Origin of the sequence: Mycobacterium tuberculosis complex sp. N0072, assembly GCF_030323725.1 — a bacterium.
Classification (GTDB): domain Bacteria; phylum Actinomycetota; class Actinomycetes; order Mycobacteriales; family Mycobacteriaceae; genus Mycobacterium; species Mycobacterium tuberculosis.
This window is the reverse complement of record NZ_CP040689.1, coordinates 4196027-4214434: the sequence shown is the minus strand read 5'-3', so window position 1 is coordinate 4214434 and position 18408 is coordinate 4196027. Positions and strand designations below refer to the sequence as shown.

Sequence of the window (18408 nt, the reverse complement as noted above, 5' to 3'; positions counted from 1 at the left end):
CACCACGTTGATCTGCTTTGACGATGTCAGCAAGGTGTACGCACACGGTGCCACCGCCGTAGACCGGCTGACGCTGGAAGTCCCTAACGGCATGCTGACCGTCTTCGTCGGCCCCTCCGGCTGCGGCAAGACGACGGCGCTGCGAATGATCAACCGAATGGTGGATCCGACCTCGGGCACCATCACTGTCGACGGTACCGACGTGTCGACGGTCAATGCGGTGAAGCTGCGCCTGGGAATTGGCTATGTCATCCAGAACGCGGGGCTGATGCCTCATCAACGGGTCATCGACAACGTCGCAACGGTGCCGGTGCTGAAGGGTCAGCCGCGCCGGGCAGCCCGCAAAGCCGGTTATGAGGTGCTTGAGCGTGTCGGGCTGGACCCCAAGGTCGCCACCCGCTACCCGGCCCAGCTCTCGGGCGGCGAACAGCAACGGGTCGGCGTGGCACGGGCACTCGCGGCCGATCCGCCGATCTTGTTGATGGACGAGCCGTTCTCGGCCGTCGACCCGGTGGTTCGCCACGAGCTACAGAACGAAATACTTCGTCTGCAAGCCGAGTTGCACAAGACCATTGTCTTCGTGACGCACGACATCGACGAGGCGTTGAAGCTCGCCGATCTGGTGGCGGTGTTCGCCCCGGGCGGCGCGCTTGCGCAGTACGACGAAACTGCCCGGCTGTTATCCAGTCCGGCGAATGACTTCGTGTCGAAGTTCATCGGTCTCGGTCGCGGCTATCGGTGGCTGCAGCTGTTCGACGCGGCCGGACTACCTGTGCGCGACATCGAGCAAGTCTCGGTGAACGGCCTTTCCGATGCCCGGGACAGGCAAGTTCGTGACGGCTGGGTGCTGGTGGTCGACGGTGCGGGTGCGCCGTTGGGCTGGATCGACGCCGATGGCCGGCGGCGTCACCGCGGCGGCGCGGCATTGTCGGATGCCATGACCGTCGGCGGTTCGGTGTTCCGCCCGAACGGTAACCTCAGCCAGGCGCTGGACGCCGCCTTGTCCTCGCCGTCGGGGGTCGGTGTCGCCGTTGACGGCGGTGGCAAGGTCATCGGCGGGATACTGGCCGCCGACGTGCTGGCCGAGTTCCAAAAAGGCAAGAAGGCCGGCGGCGGAGCTAAGCCATGCACTACCTGATGACCCACCCGGGAGCGGCCTGGGCGCTGACCGTCGTCCATCTGCGCCTCTCGTTGCTGCCGGTGCTGATCGGGCTGATGAGCGCGGTGCCGTTGGGCCTGCTGGTGCAGCGCGCGCCGCTGCTTCGCCGGCTGACGACGGCGACCGCCAGCGTTATATTCACCATCCCGTCGCTAGCGCTATTCGTGGTGTTGCCGCTGATCATCGGAACCCGGATCCTCGACGAGGCCAATGTCATTGTGGCGTTGGCGGCCTACACCACGGCCCTGCTGGTGCGGGCGGTGCTCGAAGCGCTGGACGCGGTGCCGGCGCAGGTGCATGACGCGGCCACCGCCATCGGCTATTCGCGGATCGCTCAGATGTTGAAAGTCGAACTGCCGCTGTCTATCCCCGTGCTGGTAGCCGGGCTGCGGGTGGTCGCGGTTACCAACATCGCGATGGTGTCCGTGGGTTCGGTGATAGGAATCGGGGGCCTGGGAACCTGGTTCACCGCGGGGTATCAGACCAACAAGAGTGACCAGATCGTTGCCGGCGTCGTAGCGATGTTCCTGCTGGCGATTGTCGTCGACGTGGTGATCAACCTCGCCGGTCGGCTGGCCACGCCATGGGAACGGGCGCCGCGGGCAGCCCGTCGGCGCCGCCAGGTCGCGGCCCCGATCACGGGCGGAGCGCGATGAATTTCCTGCAGCAGGCGCTGTCCTACCTGCTAACCGCCAGTAACTGGACCGGTCCAGTCGGCTTGGCAGTCCGCACGTGTGAGCACCTGGAATACACCGCGGTGGCGGTGGCCGCTTCAGCACTGATCGCCGTGCCAGTCGGGCTGCTTATCGGGCACACCGGTCGCGGGACGCTGCTGGTGGTGGGTGCGGTCAATGGTTTGCGCGCTTTGCCCACGTTGGGTGTGCTGCTGCTAGGGGTGCTGCTATTCGGGCTGGGATTGGGGCCGCCGCTGGTGGCGCTGATGCTGTTGGGTATCCCGTCTTTGCTGGCCAGCACGTACGCCGGCATTGCCAGTGTTGATCCGCTGGTGGTCGATGCCGCCCGGGCGATGGGCATGACCGAGTCCCAGGTGCTGCTGCGCGTCGAGGTACCCAATGCACTACCGCTGATGCTCGGCGGACTACGCAGCGCGACGCTGCAAGTGGTCGCCACCGCGACGGTGGCCGCCTACGCCAGTCTCGGGGGGCTGGGTGGCTACTTGATCGACGGGATCAAGGAGCGTCGATTCCACATCGCTCTGGTCGGTGCGATGATGGTGGCCGCGTTGGCGTTGACCCTCGACGGACTGCTGGCGTTGGCGGGGTGGGTATCGGTGCCGGGCACCGGGAGGATGCGCAAGCTCGCCGCGGTTGTCGACAAACCTGCCGCAGGCGGTGGACACGCCCTACGGTAGACAGTGTGAACGCAGTCCCCTCTGATCTGACTCCGCGCGTCTGGCCGGCCATGTTGACCTGGCGTGCGCAGGACATCTCGCGCATGGAATCGGTACGAGTCCAGTTGTCCGGCAAGCGGATTAGGGCGAACGGCCGCATTGTGGCCGCGGCTACCGCGAATAATCCGGCGTTTGGCGCGCACTACGATCTGCAGACCGACGAAACCGGTGCCACCAAACGGTTCGGGCTGACGGTCACACTAGCCGAGCGGGAACGCCAGCTCGCCATCGCCCGCGACGAGGAGAACATGTGGTTGGTGACTGACCACCAGGGTGAACGGCGCGCAGCATACAACGGTGCATTGGACATCGATTTGGTGTTCAGTCCATTCTTCAATGCGTTGCCGATTCGTCGCCTTGGGCTGCACGAACGAGCGGAATCGATCGCGCTGCCGGTGGTCTATGTAAACGTGCCCGAGATGAGCGTCGATGCGGCCACCGTGAGCTATACCAGCGAAGGACGTCTGGATGGGATCAAGCTGCGCTCACCGGTGGCTGACACCACCGTGACCGTCGACTCCGACGGGTTCATTGTGGACTATCCAGGCTTGGCAGAGCGGATGTAATCACCCCGCCCGCCCGCCCCGCGGCGGCCAGTTGCTCGCGCCATTTGTCCGCGCCAATAACGACGGTGACGATGTCGGAGCGCGGGAAGCTGTCATAGCGTGTGCGTGCGGCGTGGCCCGCGTCGGCGAGGTCGGCTATCGAACCGTGGGATTGCAGCGAATCACGCGCACGGCTCAGCAGGTTGATGATCCGGTCCGCGGCCGGCGCCAGTTGGCCGGTGTTAGCTTCACACATTGCCCGCACTAGGTCAGGAGCGGTGGCTGCCACCCGGGTGGCATCGCGGAAAGACCCTGCAGCCAACGCGAAGGCAAGTGGTACCTCGGCCGCAGTGACGGCGAGCGCCTCAGCGAGCAGGTGTGGCAGGTGCGAGACGGCAGCAGCGGCGGCGTCGTGCTCGTCGGATTTGGCGGGCACCACCATCGCCCCGCAGTCCAGCGCCAGCGTCATCACCATCGACCACACCGTGGGGTCGACATGGTCATCGACGCTGACCACCCAGGGGGCTCTGTTGAACAAGCCGCCGTGACCGGCGGTCCAACCCGAGTGCGCGGTGCCCGTCATCGGGTGACCGCCGACGTAGCGCGCCTGCAGACCAGCCGCCGTGACCTCGTCGAGAACCGCGCATTTGACGCTGGTGACGTCGGTCAACGGACAGCCAGGTGCCGATTTGCGAATATGGGCGAGCATGCCTGGCAAGGCCGGCATCGGAACGGCCAGCACGATCAACGCCTCGGTAGCGGCGGCCCGGGTTAGCGTTTGGTTGAGATCGGTTATGGCATCAAACCCGTCGGAGCGGGCGCCGTGGGCACCCTCCACCGACCGGTTGTAGCCAAAGACTTCACGGCCCGCCGCTGCGGCGGCCCGCATGATGGAACCGCCGATGAGTCCCAGCCCAAGCACGCACACCGGTGGCGCCGCGACAGTCCGAGTCACAGTCCAAGGTTGGCATAGGTAGCCCGTGGCGGCGCCCTGAGGGGCGACCAGATCTCCGCTGTCTGAGCACCATCTGGTCAGGAGGCCTGGTCAGCGACTACCGTAGGCGCCCATGGGAGCACAACGGGCCTCCACGCAAAGACCGGCCGCGGACACACCGGACGGTTTCGGTGTTGCGGTTGTGCGTGAAGAGGGCCGCTGGCGCTGCTCTCCGATGGGCCCCAAAGCGTTGACCAGTCTGCGGGCTGCCGAGACGGAACTGCGTGAGCTGCGTAGCGCGGGAGCCGTCTTCGGGCTACTCGACGTCGACGACGAATTTTTCGTCATTGTGCGCCCGGCGCCCTCGGGAACTCGGCTGTTGCTGTCCGACGCCACCGCCGCGCTGGACTACGACATCGCCGCGGAGGTCCTGGACAATCTGGACGCCGAGATCGATCCCGAAGACCTCGAGGATGCCGATCCGTTCGAGGAAGGCGACCTGGGCCTGCTGTCCGACATCGGCCTGCCCGAGGCGGTTCTGGGAGTCATCCTCGACGAGACCGACCTTTACGCCGACGAACAGCTGGGCCGCATCGCCCGCGAAATGGGCTTCGCTGACCAGCTGTCGGCGGTGATCGACCGCCTAGGTCGGTGACCGCAAGCGCGGGCGGTGACCACTGACGAAGATCTGATCCGTGCGGCGTTGGCGGTCGCGGCGACGGCGGGTCCGCGCGACGTGCCGGTGGGCGCGGTGGTCGTCGGCGCCGACGGAACCGAACTCGCCCGGGCGGTGAATGCCCGCGAGGCGCTCGGCGATCCCACCGCGCACGCGGAAATCCTGGCGATGCGGTTGGCGGCCGGTGTGCTCGGCGACGGGTGGCGGCTGGAGGGGACCACCTTGGCGGTCACCGTCGAACCGTGCACTATGTGTGCCGGTGCCCTGGTGCTGGCCCGCGTCGCGCGGCTGGTCTTCGGTGCCTGGGAGCCCAAGACCGGGGCGGTCGGCTCGTTGTGGGACGTGGTCCGTGATCGTCGGCTCAATCACCGCCCGGAGGTACGCGGCGGTGTGCTCGCGCGGGAGTGCGCCGCGCCGCTGGAGGCCTTCTTCGCCCGCCAGCGATTGGGGTGAGGGTGCGCCGATTCGGTAAGCTTCACCGCGGTGGCGTGTCCGAGCGGCCTAAGGAGCACGCCTCGAAAGCGTGTGACGGCTAACACCGTCCGAGGGTTCAAATCCCTCCGCCACCGCCAAATCCCTTTGACTGTTAGTGCAGTTCAGCAGGGTATTTTCAGGTTTGCTGGTCGGCATCTTTCCCGAGAGTGACGGCGACTGCATCAAGATCGGCATCGAAGAGATCCGCATACGTGTCCAGGGTGACCTTCGCGGACTTGTGCCCGAGAATCCGTTGCAGCGCCAAAACGTTGACGCCGGCCGACACCGCCAAGCTGGCCGCGGTGTGCCGCAAATCGTGCGGAGTGATCTGCTGGACCTTTGCGCGCTTCACCGCGCCGCAGATCCGCCCGCGTGTAGGCTTCGGCCGCGGCAGACGCGCGCCGGTTTCCAGCTCTGATCAGCTGGTGCGCTCCGCCGGGCTCGACGTCACCGTGCTAGGCGGCGTTTGAGGCGGCCAAGTGCGCGACCCGGCGCGGTTAGCGGCGCAGTAGCTTGCGTAAATGCCTGGTCAGAGACTCGACGTTTCGTTTTGTTCGAATTACGCTAAGCTGCATGACAGCCGCAGTCCAGGAACGGACAGTACTTCCACCCCGCGACCCGCAGGACATGACCTCCTTGCTGGAGGTGCTTGGCGCGCCTGAAGTTTCCGTGTGTGGCAACGCCGGACAACCGATGACGCTTCCTGAACCAGTCAGAGATGCGCTGTACAACGTCGTGCTGGCCTTGTCGCAAGGCAAAGGCATTTCATTGGTGCCACGCCACCTCAAACTAACCACCCAAGAAGCCGCCGACCTATTGAACATCTCACGCCCGACCCTCGTTCGGCTCTTGGAGGATGGTCGAATCCCATTTGAGAAGCCGGGCCGCCACCGCCGAGTGAGCCTTGACGCGCTGCTCGAATATCAGCAAGAAACCCGGTCGAATCGCCGTGCAGCACTAGGCGAGTTGAGCCGCGACGCCCTTGGTGAGCTCCAGGCGGCGCTTGCAGAAAAGAAGTAGAGGAGGCCGAGCATGCCGTTCCCCGTAGTACTGGACGCGTGCGTGCTCGTGCCACACCCGCTGGTTGATGCCCTGTTGCGGTTCGCTGACGAGGGCACCTATCGGCCTCTGTGGTCGGAGGACATCCTGGCCGAGACTCGGCGAACCATGGTCGACCGCCTCAACATCAGCACCGAACGGGCTGACTACCGCATTCGCTTTCGGGTACAACGACCTCATCGCCGCCATGAACAACCATTACAAAGATCGACATGTGCTAGCTGCAGCGGTCCGAGAGCGCGCGGAGGTGATAGTCACGACAAACCTCAAGCACTTCCCTGATGACGCGCTAAAGCCCTATCAGATCAAAGCTTTGCATCCCGACGACTTTCTCCTCGATCAGTTGGATTTGTACGAAGAGGCAACGAAAGCAGTGATCCTCGGGATGGTCGACGCCTACATCGACCCGCCGTTCACGCCGCACAGCCTGCTAGATGCGCTGGGCGAGCAGGTCCCACAGTTCGCCGCTAAGGCACGGCGTCTGTTCCCGTCCGGATCGCCATTCGGCCTCGGCGTCCTGCTCCCATTCGATCAATAGGGCTGGCAGCTCCGTCGGCAGGGGCCTACGCCTCACCCCGTCACGATCAGCGGCAGCGAGATCGTTCCGGCGCCGCCGGTTACCACCAGCACCCAACGGCCGTCGACGGGCAGGTTTACCTCGATCCGGAAGATGGCGAATCCGACCTCGGCGGCGACGGCGGCCTCGGGTAGCTCGAACTCGATGTGGTGCGCGTCGTCGCCCGTCGGAGGCCAAACCTCTACGTCGACCCGCCGATCCGGATCATCGGTCTCGGCCTGGGTCAACACCACCAGCAGAAACTGGGCCGACCGGTCCGGATCCACCGCAAATCGGTACAGCACGCCGCCGGAGACATTGAGCTTGTTGTCCACCACCGAGGCCGCTTCGGCGAGGAAGGCCCCGACTATCACGCTGCCGAACCTACCGCTGGGTTGGGTGTCAGCACGGTCAGCCGAACCCAGCTGCGTTGTAGGGATGCTGCTGGTGCACGGGACAACCTTTCTGCAAAGCCCCGGGGGTCGTCGCTCAAGACCGGCGCGTCAAAAACCTATCGTCGCAGGCATGTCGCTCACCAGCACCGGAAGCGATATCGCTCCGGTGCCGCCAGTCACCACCAGCACCCAACGGCCGTTAACCGGCAGGCGCAGTTGGATTTCGAAGAATGCGAATCCGGGGAACTCGGCAACGGCCGCTTCGGGCGCCTCGAAATTCAGGCGTATCGGTTCGTCATCGGTCGGCGGCCTCATCTCGACCGTAATGTCGCGGTCCGAACTGTCAGGCTCCGCCTGCGTCAACACCACCAACACAAATCGGGCCAGCCGGTCAGGACCGACCGCAAATCTGGACAGCACGCCGCCTTGCACATTGAGTTTGTTGTCCACCGCTGCGGCGGCATCGGCCAAGAACGCACCCGTAAGTATCACGCCGCTGAACCTACCGCGCCGCAGGTGGACAACATGCCCAGGGGTAGCACGGGGCGGCAGCGCCCTTGGTGACAAATTATTCAGTGCGACGGCATATCTCGTCTTCTATTTCGTCAGCGCGGACTATATCCTATTACTACTATCGCTACCGACAACTGAATTCCTCGCTTAGATCTCGTCGTTGGGGCCCGAGCCCGCGCAATCTAGGGAGAGACACATGCAGTCCATGTCATTCGATCCGGCCGTTGCCGACATCGGATCGCAGGTCGTCAACAACGCATTCCAAGGGCTACAGGCCGGTGCGGTGGCGTGGGTCTCGCTGAGCTCGCTATTGCCCGCCGGGGCCGAGGAGGTGTCGGCGTGGGCGGTAACGGCGTTCACGACGGCGGCCACCGGGCTGCTGGCGCTGAATCAAGCGGCGCAGGAAGAGCTGAGAAAGGCGGGCGAGGTGTTTACCGCGATCGCCCGGATGTATTCGGACGCCGACGTCAGGGCGGCCGCCTGCTTGCTCGAAGCAATTCCGCGACCCGGCCAGACCCTCGCGCGGGAATAGTGCGCCGCGACGCGCGCCGAATTAGCTGATAGGTCCGACGGCGTGGCTGGCGCAGCTTAGACACTTAGGTCCATGTCCGATTGCAATGTGCTGGGCGGCGCCCTGGAACAGGGTGGCACCGATCCGCTTACCGGCTTCTATCGTGACGGCTGCTGTGCGACCGGACCCGAGGACCTCGGTTGGCACACCATCTGCGCCGTCATGACCACCGAATTCCTGGCACACCAGCGCTCGGTCGGCAACGACCTGTCGATTGCGCGCCCGCCACGGTGGCTGCGCCCTTGAGGTGGTGCCCCTTGAGGCGCTGGGGTCTGTAAAGCTCGCCGGTCATGGGTGAAAGTGACCCGCGAGCTTATGAGCCTGACCGCTTAGCCCGCGCTGGGGTGCCGGTCGGAGAGACCAAGGTGCAAGTGCTCGCTGTGGTAAATGGCTTCGTCAAGAAGCTGCGCCACATGCGTGTCGTAGAGGCTGTAGACGATGCTACGGCCTGCCCGGTCGCCCACGACCAAGCCGAGATTCCGCAACACTCGAAGTTGATGCGAGACGGCGGACTGTTCCATTCCAATAGCCTCGGCGAGGTCGGTTACCGGAAGCGGGCCGTTCCGTAGCTGGGTGAGGATCATCAGCCGGCTCGGAGTCGCCAACGCCTGCAGTGTGGACGCGACCTGCGCGGCGGCCTGGGAATCCAACGGCGCTGACGGACGATTCCTGCCTTCGACCCCGTGCCCCATGGTTAGGCAGCCTATCCCCAAAGAAATAAATGAACATATGATCATATATTCTGATATGTTGGCCGGGTGGCTGTTCGTGAACTCTCTCCCGCCCGGTGCACCTCAGCGTCGCCGTTGGTCCTAGCGCGCCGAACCAAGCTGTTCGCGTTGTCGGAGATGCGTTGGGCCGCGCTGGCGTTGGGCCTGTTTTCAGCGGGACTACTGACACAGCTGTGCGGAGCACCGCAATGGGTGCGGTGGGCGCTGTTTCTGGCGTGCTACGCGACCGGCGGTTGGGAGCCAGGGCTGGCCGGGCTACAGGCGCTACAGCGAAGGACCCTAGATGTCGATCTGCTGATGGTGGTCGCGGCGATCGGCGCGGCCGCCATCGGGCAGATCGCCGAGGGCGCTCTGCTCATTGTCATCTTCGCAACCTCCGGTGCTCTGGAAGCACTGGTAACGGCCCGCACCGCGGACTCGGTGCGTGGGCTAATGGGCCTCGCGCCGGGCACCGCGACCCGCGTGGGCGCCGGCGGTGGTGAGGAAACGGTCAACGCCGCCGACCTAAGGATTGGGGACATCGTGCTGGTACGGCCCGGTGAGCGCATCTCGGCGGACGCAACCGTGCTTGCCGGCGGCAGCGAAGTCGATCAGGCCACCGTCACCGGAGAGCCGCTGCCCGTCGACAAGTCAATCGGCGATCAGGTGTTCGCCGGCACTGTCAACGGCACCGGCGCCCTGCGGATCCGGGTCGACCGGCTCGCGCGGGATTCCGTCGTCGCTCGCATTGCCACCCTGGTTGAACAGGCCAGCCAGACCAAGGCGCGCACCCAGCTGTTCATCGAGAAAGTCGAACAACGCTACTCGATCGGCATGGTCGCCGTGACCCTCGCCGTATTCGCGGTGCCCCCGCTATGGGGGGAGACCCTGCAGCGGGCGTTGCTGCGAGCCATGACGTTCATGATCGTCGCGTCGCCGTGTGCGGTCGTGCTGGCCACCATGCCGCCACTATTGGCCGCAATCGCCAACGCCGGCCGCCACGGGGTGCTCGCCAAGTCCGCGATCGTGATGGAACAACTTGGAACCACCACACGGATCGCGTTCGACAAGACCGGCACCCTTACCCGCGGTACCCCCGAACTCGCCGGCATCTGGGTGTACGAACGACGATTCACCGATGATGAACTGCTGCGGCTTGCGGCTGCAGCGGAGTATCCCAGTGAGCACCCACTGGGTGCGGCCATCGTGAAAGCCGCCCAGTCTCGCCGCATCCGGCTGCCGACCGTCGGCGAGTTCACCGCACACCCAGGTTGCCGTGTCACCGCCCGCGTCGATGGCCACGTCATTGCGGTCGGATCGGCGACGGCACTGCTGGGCACTGCCGGCGCCGCCGCGCTCGAAGCTTCCATGATCACGGCGGTCGACTTTCTGCAAGGCGAGGGCTACACCGTCGTCGTCGTGGTATGCGATAGCCATCCCGTCGGGCTACTCGCCATCACCGATCAGCTTCGCCCCGAAGCCGCCGCGGCGATTTCCGCTGCGACCAAACTGACCGGGGCCAAACCGGTATTGCTTACCGGCGACAACCGGGCCACCGCCGATCGGCTCGGTGTACAGGTTGGCATCGACGACGTACGGGCCGGGCTACTGCCCGACGACAAGGTCGCAGCCGTGCGGCAGCTGCAAGCTGGAGGTGCCAGATTGACCGTGGTCGGTGACGGTATCAACGACGCTCCGGCCTTAGCGGCCGCGCATGTCGGCATCGCCATGGGCAGCGCCCGATCGGAACTCACCCTGCAGACCGCCGACGCCGTCGTCGTCCGCGATGACCTGACCACCATTCCCACCGTTATCGCCATGTCGCGGCGAGCCCGCCGCATCGTGGTCGCCAACCTCATCGTGGCCGTGACATTCATCGCCGGGCTCGTTGTGTGGGACCTGGCCTTCACGTTGCCATTGCCACTGGGCGTCGCCCGACACGAAGGTTCCACCATCATCGTCGGACTCAATGGGCTGCGCCTACTGCGCCACACGGCCTGGCGCCGCGCCGCTGGCACCGCGCACAGGTGACGCTGTGTCTTGAAAAGTCAAATTGTTGTCTTCTAGTGTCAAGACTCAAGGCCGAGTGCTGGTGCACAGTGAGTTCGGTGACGCACACCACCCCCGGTTGACAACGAAGTCGCGGGTCAGCCTTCGCCCGAACAGGAAGTACGCCGTGCACTCCGAGCAGTCAGCCAGCATCGAACACGTCGACGTGCTGATCGTTGGCGCCGGCATCTCCGGCACTGGCGCCGCCTACTACCTAAAGACAATGCAGCCGGCCAAGACATTCGCGATCGTTGAAGCCCGGTATCCAGCAATTCGATCCGACTCCGACCTGCACACGTTCAGCTATGAGTTCAAGCCGTGGCAGCACGAGAAGGCGACCGCCAGCGCGGACGCCATCATGGTCCACCGAGGACGCTCGCTGGCTGGTGGAGATCGAACGCTTCGACACCGGCGAACACGTCACCATGAGCTGCGGATGGTGATCATCGGCAGCGGCGCGACCGCGGTCACGCTGGTGCCGGCCATGGCCCAGACCGCCGGCGCGGTAACCATGCCCAAATGATAGGCCGCGATCGGGCCTACGCCGTCACCCGGCGCAAAGACATCGCCAAGCAACGGTTGGTGTGGCGGTTATGCCAACGGTATCCGAGAGCCGCCCGGCGACTGATCCGTCATCTCAACGCCAAGCAGCTGGCCGCCGGATATCCGGCCGACGAGCACTTCAAGCCGGTCTACAACCCATGGGACCAACGCCTGTGCGCGGTGCCAGATGCCGACATGTTCAAGGCCATCCGCGACGGCCGGGCCTCGGTGGTCACCGAGGCGATCGATACTTTTACCGAAAACGGAATCCGGCTGCAATCCGGACGCGAATTGGCGGCCGACATCAGCATCACTGCCACCGGCCTCAATCTGCTGGCCTTCGGTGGCATCAACCTCTCGGTCGACGGAGTCGCCGTGGACGTTGCCGAGAAGGTGGCATTCAAGGGTTTCCTGCTCAGCGACGTGTCCAACTTCGCCGGCCCACATGGACGCACCCGGGCACACCATCTGCTGTCCGCAGCTGCCCGCAGCCATGCCGACCCGGCCGCTGCAGGGCGCCGAAGCCCCCTGGCGGACCTCAAGGTGTTGCGCGAGGGCCCGGTCGACGACGATCACCTGCGCTTTACGACGTCGGCTTCGGCGAGCCGGCTGACGGTGAAGCGCATCACCAGGAGCACGCCATGGAACTGATGTCACCGATCGATGCGCTGTTCTTATCAGCCGAGTCGCGAGAGCATCCGCTGCATGTCGGCGCGCTGCAACTGTTCGAGCCACCCGCGGGGGCGGGACGTGGGTTTGTGCGGGAAACCTATCAGGCGATGCTTCAGTGCCGCGAGATAGCACCGCTATTTCGCAAGCGCCCCACGTCGCTTCACGGTGCACTCATCAACCTCGGCTGGTCGACCGACGCTGACGTCGACCTCGGCTACCACGCGCGGCGGTCTGCCCTGCCGGCGCCGGGCCGGGTGCGTGAGCTGCTGGAACTGACGTCACGGTTACACTCCAATCTGCTCGACCGGCACCGCCCGCTCTGGGAAACACACGTGATCGAGGGCCTCCGGGATGGACGCTTTGCGATCTATTCGAAGATGCACCACGCCCTGGTCGACGGGGTGTCCGGACTTACGCTGATGCGCCAGCCGATGACCACCGACCCCATCGAGGGCAAGTTGCGCACCGCCTGGTCACCGGCGACGCAGCACACCGCCATCAAGCGACGGCGCGGCCGCCTGCAACAGCTGGGGGGCATGCTGGGATCGGTTGCCGGGCTCGCTCCCTCAACGTTGCGACTGGCGCGTTCCGCGTTGATCGAACAACAGTTGACACTGCCCTTCGGGGCCCCGCACACCATGCTCAATGTCGCCGTCGGGGGAGCGCGGCGCTGCGCCGCGCAGTCCTGGCCGTTGGACCGGGTCAAGGCGGTGAAAGACGCGGCCGGGGTCAGCCTCAACGACGTGGTGCTGGCGATGTGCGCCGGCGCACTTCGCGAATATCTGGACGACAACGACGCGCTGCCGGACACGCCGCTGGTTGCGATGGTTCCGGTGAGCCTGCGCACCGACCGCGACTCGGTCGGCGGCAACATGGTCGGGGCGGTGTTGTGTAATCTGGCCACCCACCTTGATGATCCAGCCGACCGGCTGAACGCCATCCACGCTTCGATGCGCGGTAATAAGAACGTACTATCGCAGCTGCCCCGCGCCCAGGCGTTGGCGGTGTCACTGCTGCTGTTGAGCCCAGCTGCGCTGAACACCCTGCCGGGCTTGGCCAAGGCAACGCCACCGCCGTTTAATGTGTGCATCTCGAACGTGCCCGGTGCGCGCGAACCGCTGTACTTCAACGGCGCCAGGATGGTCGGCAACTATCCAATGTCGTTGGTGCTCGACGGACAAGCGCTCAACATCACTCTGACCAGCACCGCCGATAGTCTCGACTTCGGAGTCGTGGGTTGCCGCCGCAGCGTTCCACACGTGCAGCGGGTACTCAGCCATCTGGAGACCTCGTTGAAGGAACTGGAGCGCGCGGTCGGGCTATGAGGAAGTGCTGCGGGTCGCGCTGGGTTTGACCAAAGCCAGCCCAGTTTATCTGCCTGGTGTAAAGGGACGTATCTTGCTGGCTGGGCAACTCGAGCATCGTAGCTCGTGGAAATGATCGATTATCGCTATATTGCGTGAGATCTATAGTCCGTCATGTGTGCGACTTGGCCCAGTCAGTTGACTGACCGGCTTTCGGCTGCGGTTGGTCGGTGAGATGACCGAAGGAGTACGAGGAGGGACGCAGGGGGTAGTTCCTGATGGTTTGGCGGCGGCCGCGCTGTCGCCGGCGGTGGATTCGGTGTCAGGGGGCTCACTATGACGGCGCCCATCTGGTTTGCCTCGCCGCCGGAGGTGCATTCGGCGTTGCTCAGCGCCGGTCCGGGCCCGGCTTCGTTGCAGGCGGCTGCCGCGGAATGGACATCGCTGAGTGCGGAGTATGCTTCGGCAGCCCAAGAGCTCACTGCGGTGCTGGCAGCGGTACAGGGCGGGGCGTGGGAGGGTCCGAGCGCCGAAGCTTATGTGGCCGCCCACCTACCTTATCTAGCCTGGCTAACTAAATCCAGTGCCGACAGTGCGCGGCTGGCCACCCAGCATGAGGTTATGACCACGGCATATGCCAGCGCGCTGGCGGCGATGCCGACGCTGACCGAGTTGGCCGCTAATCACACCAGCCATGCGGTGTTGCTGGGAACGAATTTCTTTGGAATCAATACGATCCCGATCGCGCTCAATGAGGCCGACTATGCGCGGATGTGGATTCAGGCGGCCACCACGATGAGTATCTATGAGGGCACCTCCGATGCGGCGCTGGCGTCGGCACCGCAAACCACACCGGCTCCGGTACTGTTCAACGGCGGTGCTGGCGTTGCCAGCGCCCTGCCGGCGATCTCCGCCGCAACGTTGGACCCCGCCAGCATCATCGGGATCATCATCGAGATATTGATTCAGCTCTTTCTGATATCGCTCGAGATCCTGTTTGCAATCGTCGCATACACGATCATCATCGTGCTCATCTTGCCGCTCGTGATCTTCGCATACGCGATCGTCTTTGCGGTCCTGGCGATCATCTTCGGCCCGCCGCTCCTTGTGATCGCATCGCCATTTGTGCTCAACGGCTCCGTGATTGCGGTGCCGACCTCGTTGTCGACTTCGTTGTCGACTGCGGTGCCTATCGGCGTTGGCCAGTACCTCGCGGACCTGGCGAGTGCGGACGCGCAGGCTATCGAAGTGGGCCTAAAGACGGCGGACGTGGCGCCCGTTGCCGTACGACCTGCAGCGGCGCCGCCGTTGCGTGAGTCTGCCGCGTTGCGACCGGAGGCCAGGCTGGTGTCGGCGGTGGCGCCAGCTCCCGCGGGCACGTCGGCGTCGGTGCTGGCTTCGGATCGGGGTGCCGGCGTGTTGGGGTTTGCCGGGACCGCTGGCAAGGAGTCCGTTGGGCGTCCTGCGGGGTTGACCACGTTGGCCGGTGGTGAGTTCGGGGGTAGTCCGTCGGTGCCGATGGTGCCCGCTAGCTGGGAGCAGTTGGTCGGCGCTGGCGAGGCTGGCTAGCGCACCTCGGTCGCGCTGGTGCAGGTAGCGGGCCAATCGCCGCGATAGCCGGCGTCCACGTCGTCGGCCGTCGTCGGCTCCAGCGCGACGCTTCGCCACCGTTGGCCACCGGTGCCGGTCGGCTGCTGGCTCTTGGCCGGCTGTAGGCGCACCACACGGCCGACCGCCCGCCGGAGCCCGGGTGGACCCTCGATCCGAAAGAGGTCGCCGATCCGGCCGGCGCCGTACCGCAATGGTGAGGCGAGGAACTCGCCCAACACCACCCCGCTGCCAAGCGCGAGTGCAGTCGCGGCCGCTTCCAGCAGCTGGGTCAGACCGCCGTCGGGTGTGTCATTGACGGCGAACGCGAACACGGCACGGAAGACCGCAAGGCCCGGCAGCATCGGCATGATGCCGGCGGTGGCCGTCACCAAGGCGGGAGCCTGCCGACGGATTGAGATCAGGGTGGCCAAGAAGCCGACGCCGATCGCGGCGGTCCAGGTGGCGACCACTCGGCCGAACCCGGCCGCGCCGAGTCCGATGAGCACCAGTTCGGCGAGTCCGGCCGAGAGTCCGGCGGTGGCCACAGAACGTAGCGGCGCATAGCTCGCGATCGTCAGGCACACGCCGGACAGCGCCGCACCGCTTACCGCGACGAGAATCGGTAGCGGCATGCCCGGGGTGGCGAGCGTCGTGGTTGCGTCGACATGCAGTTCGATCTGGATGCCGGCATTGGTGACGCCCCGCAACGAGATGAGGATGCCGACGACGATCCCTGCGGTCAGGAACAGGGCGTCGCCAAGCCGGGCGAGTGCGGTGAGCATGTACCCGGTGACCGCGTCCTGCATCGAACCCACCAAGGTCATCCCAGACAGCAGCACAACGATTCCGGTGGCCACCAGCGCGGTCGGATCCTGGCCGGCGATCAGGTAAGCCGCCACCGCGACCAGGGTCGCGATCCCCGCGCCGAACACGCGCTGGAAGAACAACGGGGTCCCGATCCGGTTCAGCAGCCGGCCCAGTCGGTCGATCACGCCAGACGTCACGGCAGCCAAGACGCAGGTCAGCCAGGTTCCGCCGAGCAACATGGCGACGCCGAGTGCGAAGCCCGCCGCCCCCGCGGTCGCGAGCCAGCGCGGGTAGGGGTGGGGCCGTTCGGTCAACTCGTCCATAGCCTCGTGAGCCTGGTCGACTGCGACGCCACCGGAGGTTATCCGCTGAACGAGTCGATCGAGTTCGGCCAGCCGGCTGTAGTCAGTGGACCGGGTCCGGACCGACCGCATGATGGTGACCGGCGGAGTGTCTGTGGTCGCTAGCGCGGACACGATGATGGTGGTAACGGTGATGTCGACAACGCAATCGGTGAGCTGGTAGGCCTGAGCCACGTCCTGGGCTGTGGCGACGACATCCGCGGTGCCAGAGCCGGACGACAACATCACCTCGGCGAGCCGGATGGTCAGGTCAAGCACCTTCCGGGTGTGCAGGTCACCGATTCCGCCGGAGGTCCGGCTCCGCCGGCCCGCCACGGGCAGCGGATCGCGGCGCCCGCGCAGGGCAATTCGCAGACCACGGCGCAATGCCGTGTTGTCCGATCGATCTTGATCCATCGGTCAGCAGGATACTGAGACGTTACCTGGATTCGGACCACGCCCGCTGCCAGGTGCGCTCACGGTTGTCTGTAACCTGGCCTGGTTGCGGTAGGCGGCCGGTCCGGTTCCGAACCAGCGTTTGCACGAGCGGGTCAACACGCTTTGTTCGGCGTAGCCCAGTTCACGTGCCAAATGGGTAAGGCCGATCCCGGTGGTCCTTAGGTAGCGATCGGCGACATCCTTGCGGACCCGATCGACCAGAATAACGAATGTGGTGTTCTCCTCCGCAAGTCGACGTTGCAGCGTTTTCGGGTGCAGGTGGAACTGCTCGGCGACCACGTTGAGCGTCGCCGCTCCGGTGGGCAGCAGCTGGCGCACGATGGTGCGCACCGATTCCACGATCCCCTCGCCCAGCGGCGTGATGCTGCTCAGGTAGTCGACGACCACCCGGTGGGCGACATCGTCGCGGTTGAGGGGACGGCTCAGGTCCGCGGTGCGCATGGTGAAACCACCAACACGTTCGGCGAAGTAAGGCCGGCAGCCGAAGTACTGCAGGTAGAAGGCTTCGGGTGTGAGTGGGTCGTGGGGTAAGTGCACGGCCAGTGGGGCGTAGTCAGCGCCCAACAACAACCGGATCACCCCGAGCGCCACCCTGAGCGCCAGCTCCATGGTCTGCGGATACGACGCCGGCTCGTCGAGCAGGAACTCGAGTGCAATAAATGACCGCTGTCCGGCCAGCGGCGTGATCCGGATGGCGATAACTGGGCTGTAGGCCGCCATGAAGGTGTTGAAGATCGCCAGAGCGTCACCGACCGTGGCGGCCGTGCGGGCCGCCACACCGACCGGTCCCAGGATCTCAATCCCTTGCCGCTGTGCCAATCGTCTCCCGAAATCCATTGTGGCGGTGACCGCTGCGGCCGATTCGATTGCCCGAATCGCTGCCCGGATCGAAATGAACGCGTCATAGTTGCCGACATCCTGATCCCGAACACCCGCGGCCCGTAGCAGAGTGGCCGGGTCACCGCCCAACCCGGCAACCAGGCTCGGGTAGTTAGCCAGAGCGGTCCCGCGCACCACGGACATGCCGTCGACCCTCTGCGGCGGACGTCCCGCTGTCAAGGGCGGACCGGCGGCCCGTATCAGAGCTTGTAACCGATGGCGCGCAACAGGTCACGCCGCTGCGCAATGTCGCGATCGGTCTCCACTCCCAGAGGGGTCTGCCCGTCGACAACACCCACGATGCCGCGACCATGCGGGGTCACCGCGACGACAACGTCGACCGGATTGGCTGTGGCGCAGTAGATCGTGCAGACCTCGGGCACCGCCTGCACCGGGTTGAGGATGTTGATGGGAAACCCCTCACGTAAGAAGATCACGAAGCTATGCCCGGCCGCGATGGCCAGCGCAGTGCGGGTCGCGAGTTCGACCAAATCGCCATCGTTGCCGGTATGTCGAACCAACCGGGGCCCGGAAGCCTCGCAAAAGGCGAGCCCGAACCGTAGCGATGGGCTCACGCCGACCATGGCCTCGTGCAGGTCTTCGACCGCTTTGATGAAGTGCGCCTGGCCGATCACGACGTTGACATCGTCCGGCTTGTCGACCGACACCACATCCCAGGCCAACGACATTGAGGTCACAAACCCATGCTGCCACCAATACCTCTCAGCCGGACTACTTCGCCCACCCGACGTTGCAACCTC

At 65.1% G+C, this 18408-nt stretch carries 22 protein-coding genes, 1 tRNA gene and 1 pseudogene; 16 read left to right on the top strand and 8 right to left on the bottom strand.

Translation table 11 applies throughout. The annotated features are described in order from the left end of the window. Positions 1-7 precede the first annotated feature (7 nt). The 4 genes from proV to FF952_RS19760 are packed head-to-tail and all read left to right on the top strand — an operon-like array spanning position 8 to position 3136. Positions 8-1138: a glycine betaine/L-proline ABC transporter ATP-binding protein ProV gene (gene proV, locus FF952_RS19775; RefSeq protein ID WP_003420529.1), complete on the top strand. Its 1131-nt coding sequence runs from the start codon at positions 8-10 to the stop codon at positions 1136-1138. Next, complete coding sequence (gene proW, locus FF952_RS19770; protein WP_003420526.1) at positions 1126-1815, top strand: glycine betaine/carnitine/choline/L-proline ABC transporter permease ProW; 690 nt, start codon at positions 1126-1128, stop codon at positions 1813-1815. The genes proV and proW overlap by 13 nt, the downstream gene beginning before the upstream one ends. After that, entirely contained in the window at positions 1812-2531 is a 720-nt protein-coding gene (proZ, locus tag FF952_RS19765) for a glycine betaine/carnitine/choline/L-proline ABC transporter permease ProZ (protein WP_003420520.1), read from the top strand. Before proW ends, proZ begins: the two co-directional genes overlap by 4 nt. A gap of 5 nt (positions 2532-2536) precedes the next feature. Further along, the gene (locus FF952_RS19760) at positions 2537-3136 is read left to right on the top strand and encodes a putative glycolipid-binding domain-containing protein (protein WP_003420517.1); all 600 of its coding nucleotides are present in this window, start codon (positions 2537-2539) and stop codon (positions 3134-3136) included. On the opposite strand, the gene FF952_RS19755 is transcribed toward FF952_RS19760, so the two are convergent. Beyond that, positions 3099-4043, bottom strand: coding sequence for a prephenate dehydrogenase (locus tag FF952_RS19755; protein ID WP_017351229.1), 945 nt, complete (start codon positions 4041-4043; stop codon positions 3099-3101). The two genes, FF952_RS19760 and FF952_RS19755, sit on opposite strands and share 38 nt — an antisense overlap. A gap of 139 nt (positions 4044-4182) precedes the next feature. Here FF952_RS19755 and FF952_RS19750 point away from each other — a divergent pair, with 139 nt between their 5' ends. From FF952_RS19750 to FF952_RS19740, 3 genes are all read left to right on the top strand, one after another. Continuing rightward, positions 4183-4704 (top strand): tRNA adenosine deaminase-associated protein, encoded by a 522-nt coding sequence (locus tag FF952_RS19750; protein ID WP_003420511.1) that lies wholly within the window; start codon positions 4183-4185, stop codon positions 4702-4704. A gap of 15 nt (positions 4705-4719) precedes the next feature. Next, a complete protein-coding gene (locus FF952_RS19745) occupies positions 4720-5178 on the top strand; it encodes a nucleoside deaminase (protein ID WP_003420508.1) in 459 nt (152 codons plus the stop codon). A gap of 29 nt (positions 5179-5207) precedes the next feature. Next, a tRNA-Ser gene (locus FF952_RS19740) sits at positions 5208-5297 on the top strand. Between the two features lie 38 nt (positions 5298-5335). Here the strand turns inward: FF952_RS19740 and FF952_RS19735 are convergent. Then, a complete protein-coding gene (locus FF952_RS19735) occupies positions 5336-5551 on the bottom strand; it encodes a tyrosine-type recombinase/integrase (protein WP_003899674.1) in 216 nt (71 codons plus the stop codon). A gap of 221 nt (positions 5552-5772) precedes the next feature. On the opposite strand from FF952_RS19735, the gene FF952_RS19730 reads away from it, so the two are divergent. Next, positions 5773-6219, top strand: a complete 447-nt coding sequence (locus FF952_RS19730) for a helix-turn-helix domain-containing protein (protein WP_016719233.1) — start codon at positions 5773-5775, stop codon at positions 6217-6219. 286 nt (positions 6220-6505) lie between these two features. After that, on the top strand, positions 6506-6796 hold the full coding sequence (locus tag FF952_RS19725; protein WP_014848123.1) for a VapC50 family PIN domain-containing toxin: 291 nt from the start codon (positions 6506-6508) through the stop codon (positions 6794-6796). A 32-nt stretch (positions 6797-6828) separates the two neighbouring features. On the opposite strand, the gene FF952_RS19720 is transcribed toward FF952_RS19725, so the two are convergent. After that, the gene (locus FF952_RS19720) at positions 6829-7188 is read right to left on the bottom strand and encodes a hypothetical protein (RefSeq protein ID WP_003899672.1); all 360 of its coding nucleotides are present in this window, start codon (positions 7186-7188) and stop codon (positions 6829-6831) included. 129 nt (positions 7189-7317) lie between these two features. After that, positions 7318-7701, bottom strand: coding sequence for a hypothetical protein (locus FF952_RS19715; protein WP_003899671.1), 384 nt, complete (start codon positions 7699-7701; stop codon positions 7318-7320). A 217-nt stretch (positions 7702-7918) separates the two neighbouring features. On the opposite strand from FF952_RS19715, the gene FF952_RS19710 reads away from it, so the two are divergent. Both FF952_RS19710 and FF952_RS19705 read left to right on the top strand, forming a co-directional pair. Continuing rightward, a complete protein-coding gene (locus tag FF952_RS19710) occupies positions 7919-8254 on the top strand; it encodes a PE domain-containing protein (protein ID WP_003899670.1) in 336 nt (111 codons plus the stop codon). 72 nt (positions 8255-8326) lie between these two features. Continuing rightward, positions 8327-8518: pseudogene (locus tag FF952_RS19705) on the top strand (DUF2237 family protein); the annotation flags it as partial. A gap of 104 nt (positions 8519-8622) precedes the next feature. Here FF952_RS19705 and nmtR read toward each other — a convergent pair. Further along, on the bottom strand, positions 8623-8985 hold the full coding sequence (nmtR, locus tag FF952_RS19700; protein WP_003901716.1) for a Ni(II)/Co(II)-sensing metalloregulatory transcriptional repressor NmtR: 363 nt from the start codon (positions 8983-8985) through the stop codon (positions 8623-8625). Between the two features lie 66 nt (positions 8986-9051). On the opposite strand from nmtR, the gene FF952_RS19695 reads away from it, so the two are divergent. The 5 genes from FF952_RS19695 to FF952_RS19680 all read left to right on the top strand — a co-directional run bounded on the left by FF952_RS19695 (position 9052) and on the right by FF952_RS19680 (position 15140). After that, the gene (locus tag FF952_RS19695) at positions 9052-11034 is read left to right on the top strand and encodes a heavy metal translocating P-type ATPase (RefSeq protein WP_003899665.1); all 1983 of its coding nucleotides are present in this window, start codon (positions 9052-9054) and stop codon (positions 11032-11034) included. A gap of 25 nt (positions 11035-11059) precedes the next feature. Beyond that, the gene (locus FF952_RS21050) at positions 11060-11575 is read left to right on the top strand and encodes a hypothetical protein (protein WP_369810406.1); all 516 of its coding nucleotides are present in this window, start codon (positions 11060-11062) and stop codon (positions 11573-11575) included. Further along, positions 11572-12246 carry an NAD(P)/FAD-dependent oxidoreductase gene (locus FF952_RS21045; protein WP_003900747.1) on the top strand — a complete coding sequence of 225 codons (675 nt, stop codon included), beginning with the start codon at positions 11572-11574 and terminating at the stop codon, positions 12244-12246. Before FF952_RS21050 ends, FF952_RS21045 begins: the two co-directional genes overlap by 4 nt. After that, positions 12246-13592, top strand: coding sequence for a WS/DGAT/MGAT family O-acyltransferase (locus FF952_RS19685; protein WP_003900746.1), 1347 nt, complete (start codon positions 12246-12248; stop codon positions 13590-13592). The genes FF952_RS21045 and FF952_RS19685 overlap by 1 nt, the downstream gene beginning before the upstream one ends. Before the next feature lie 315 nt (positions 13593-13907). Beyond that, positions 13908-15140, top strand: coding sequence for a PPE family protein (locus FF952_RS19680; RefSeq protein ID WP_031654052.1), 1233 nt, complete (start codon positions 13908-13910; stop codon positions 15138-15140). Here FF952_RS19680 and FF952_RS19675 read toward each other — a convergent pair. The 3 genes from FF952_RS19675 to FF952_RS19665 are packed head-to-tail and all read right to left on the bottom strand — an operon-like array spanning position 15137 to position 18336. Then, entirely contained in the window at positions 15137-16726 is a 1590-nt protein-coding gene (locus FF952_RS19675) for a threonine/serine exporter family protein (protein WP_003899660.1), read from the bottom strand. The two genes, FF952_RS19680 and FF952_RS19675, sit on opposite strands and share 4 nt — an antisense overlap. A 3-nt stretch (positions 16727-16729) precedes the next feature. Next, a complete protein-coding gene (locus FF952_RS19670) occupies positions 16730-17791 on the bottom strand; it encodes an AraC family transcriptional regulator (RefSeq protein ID WP_003905148.1) in 1062 nt (353 codons plus the stop codon). 56 nt (positions 17792-17847) lie between these two features. Continuing rightward, positions 17848-18336: an adenosine-specific kinase gene (locus FF952_RS19665; RefSeq protein WP_003899658.1), complete on the bottom strand. Its 489-nt coding sequence runs from the start codon at positions 18334-18336 to the stop codon at positions 17848-17850. Positions 18337-18408 lie beyond the last annotated feature (72 nt).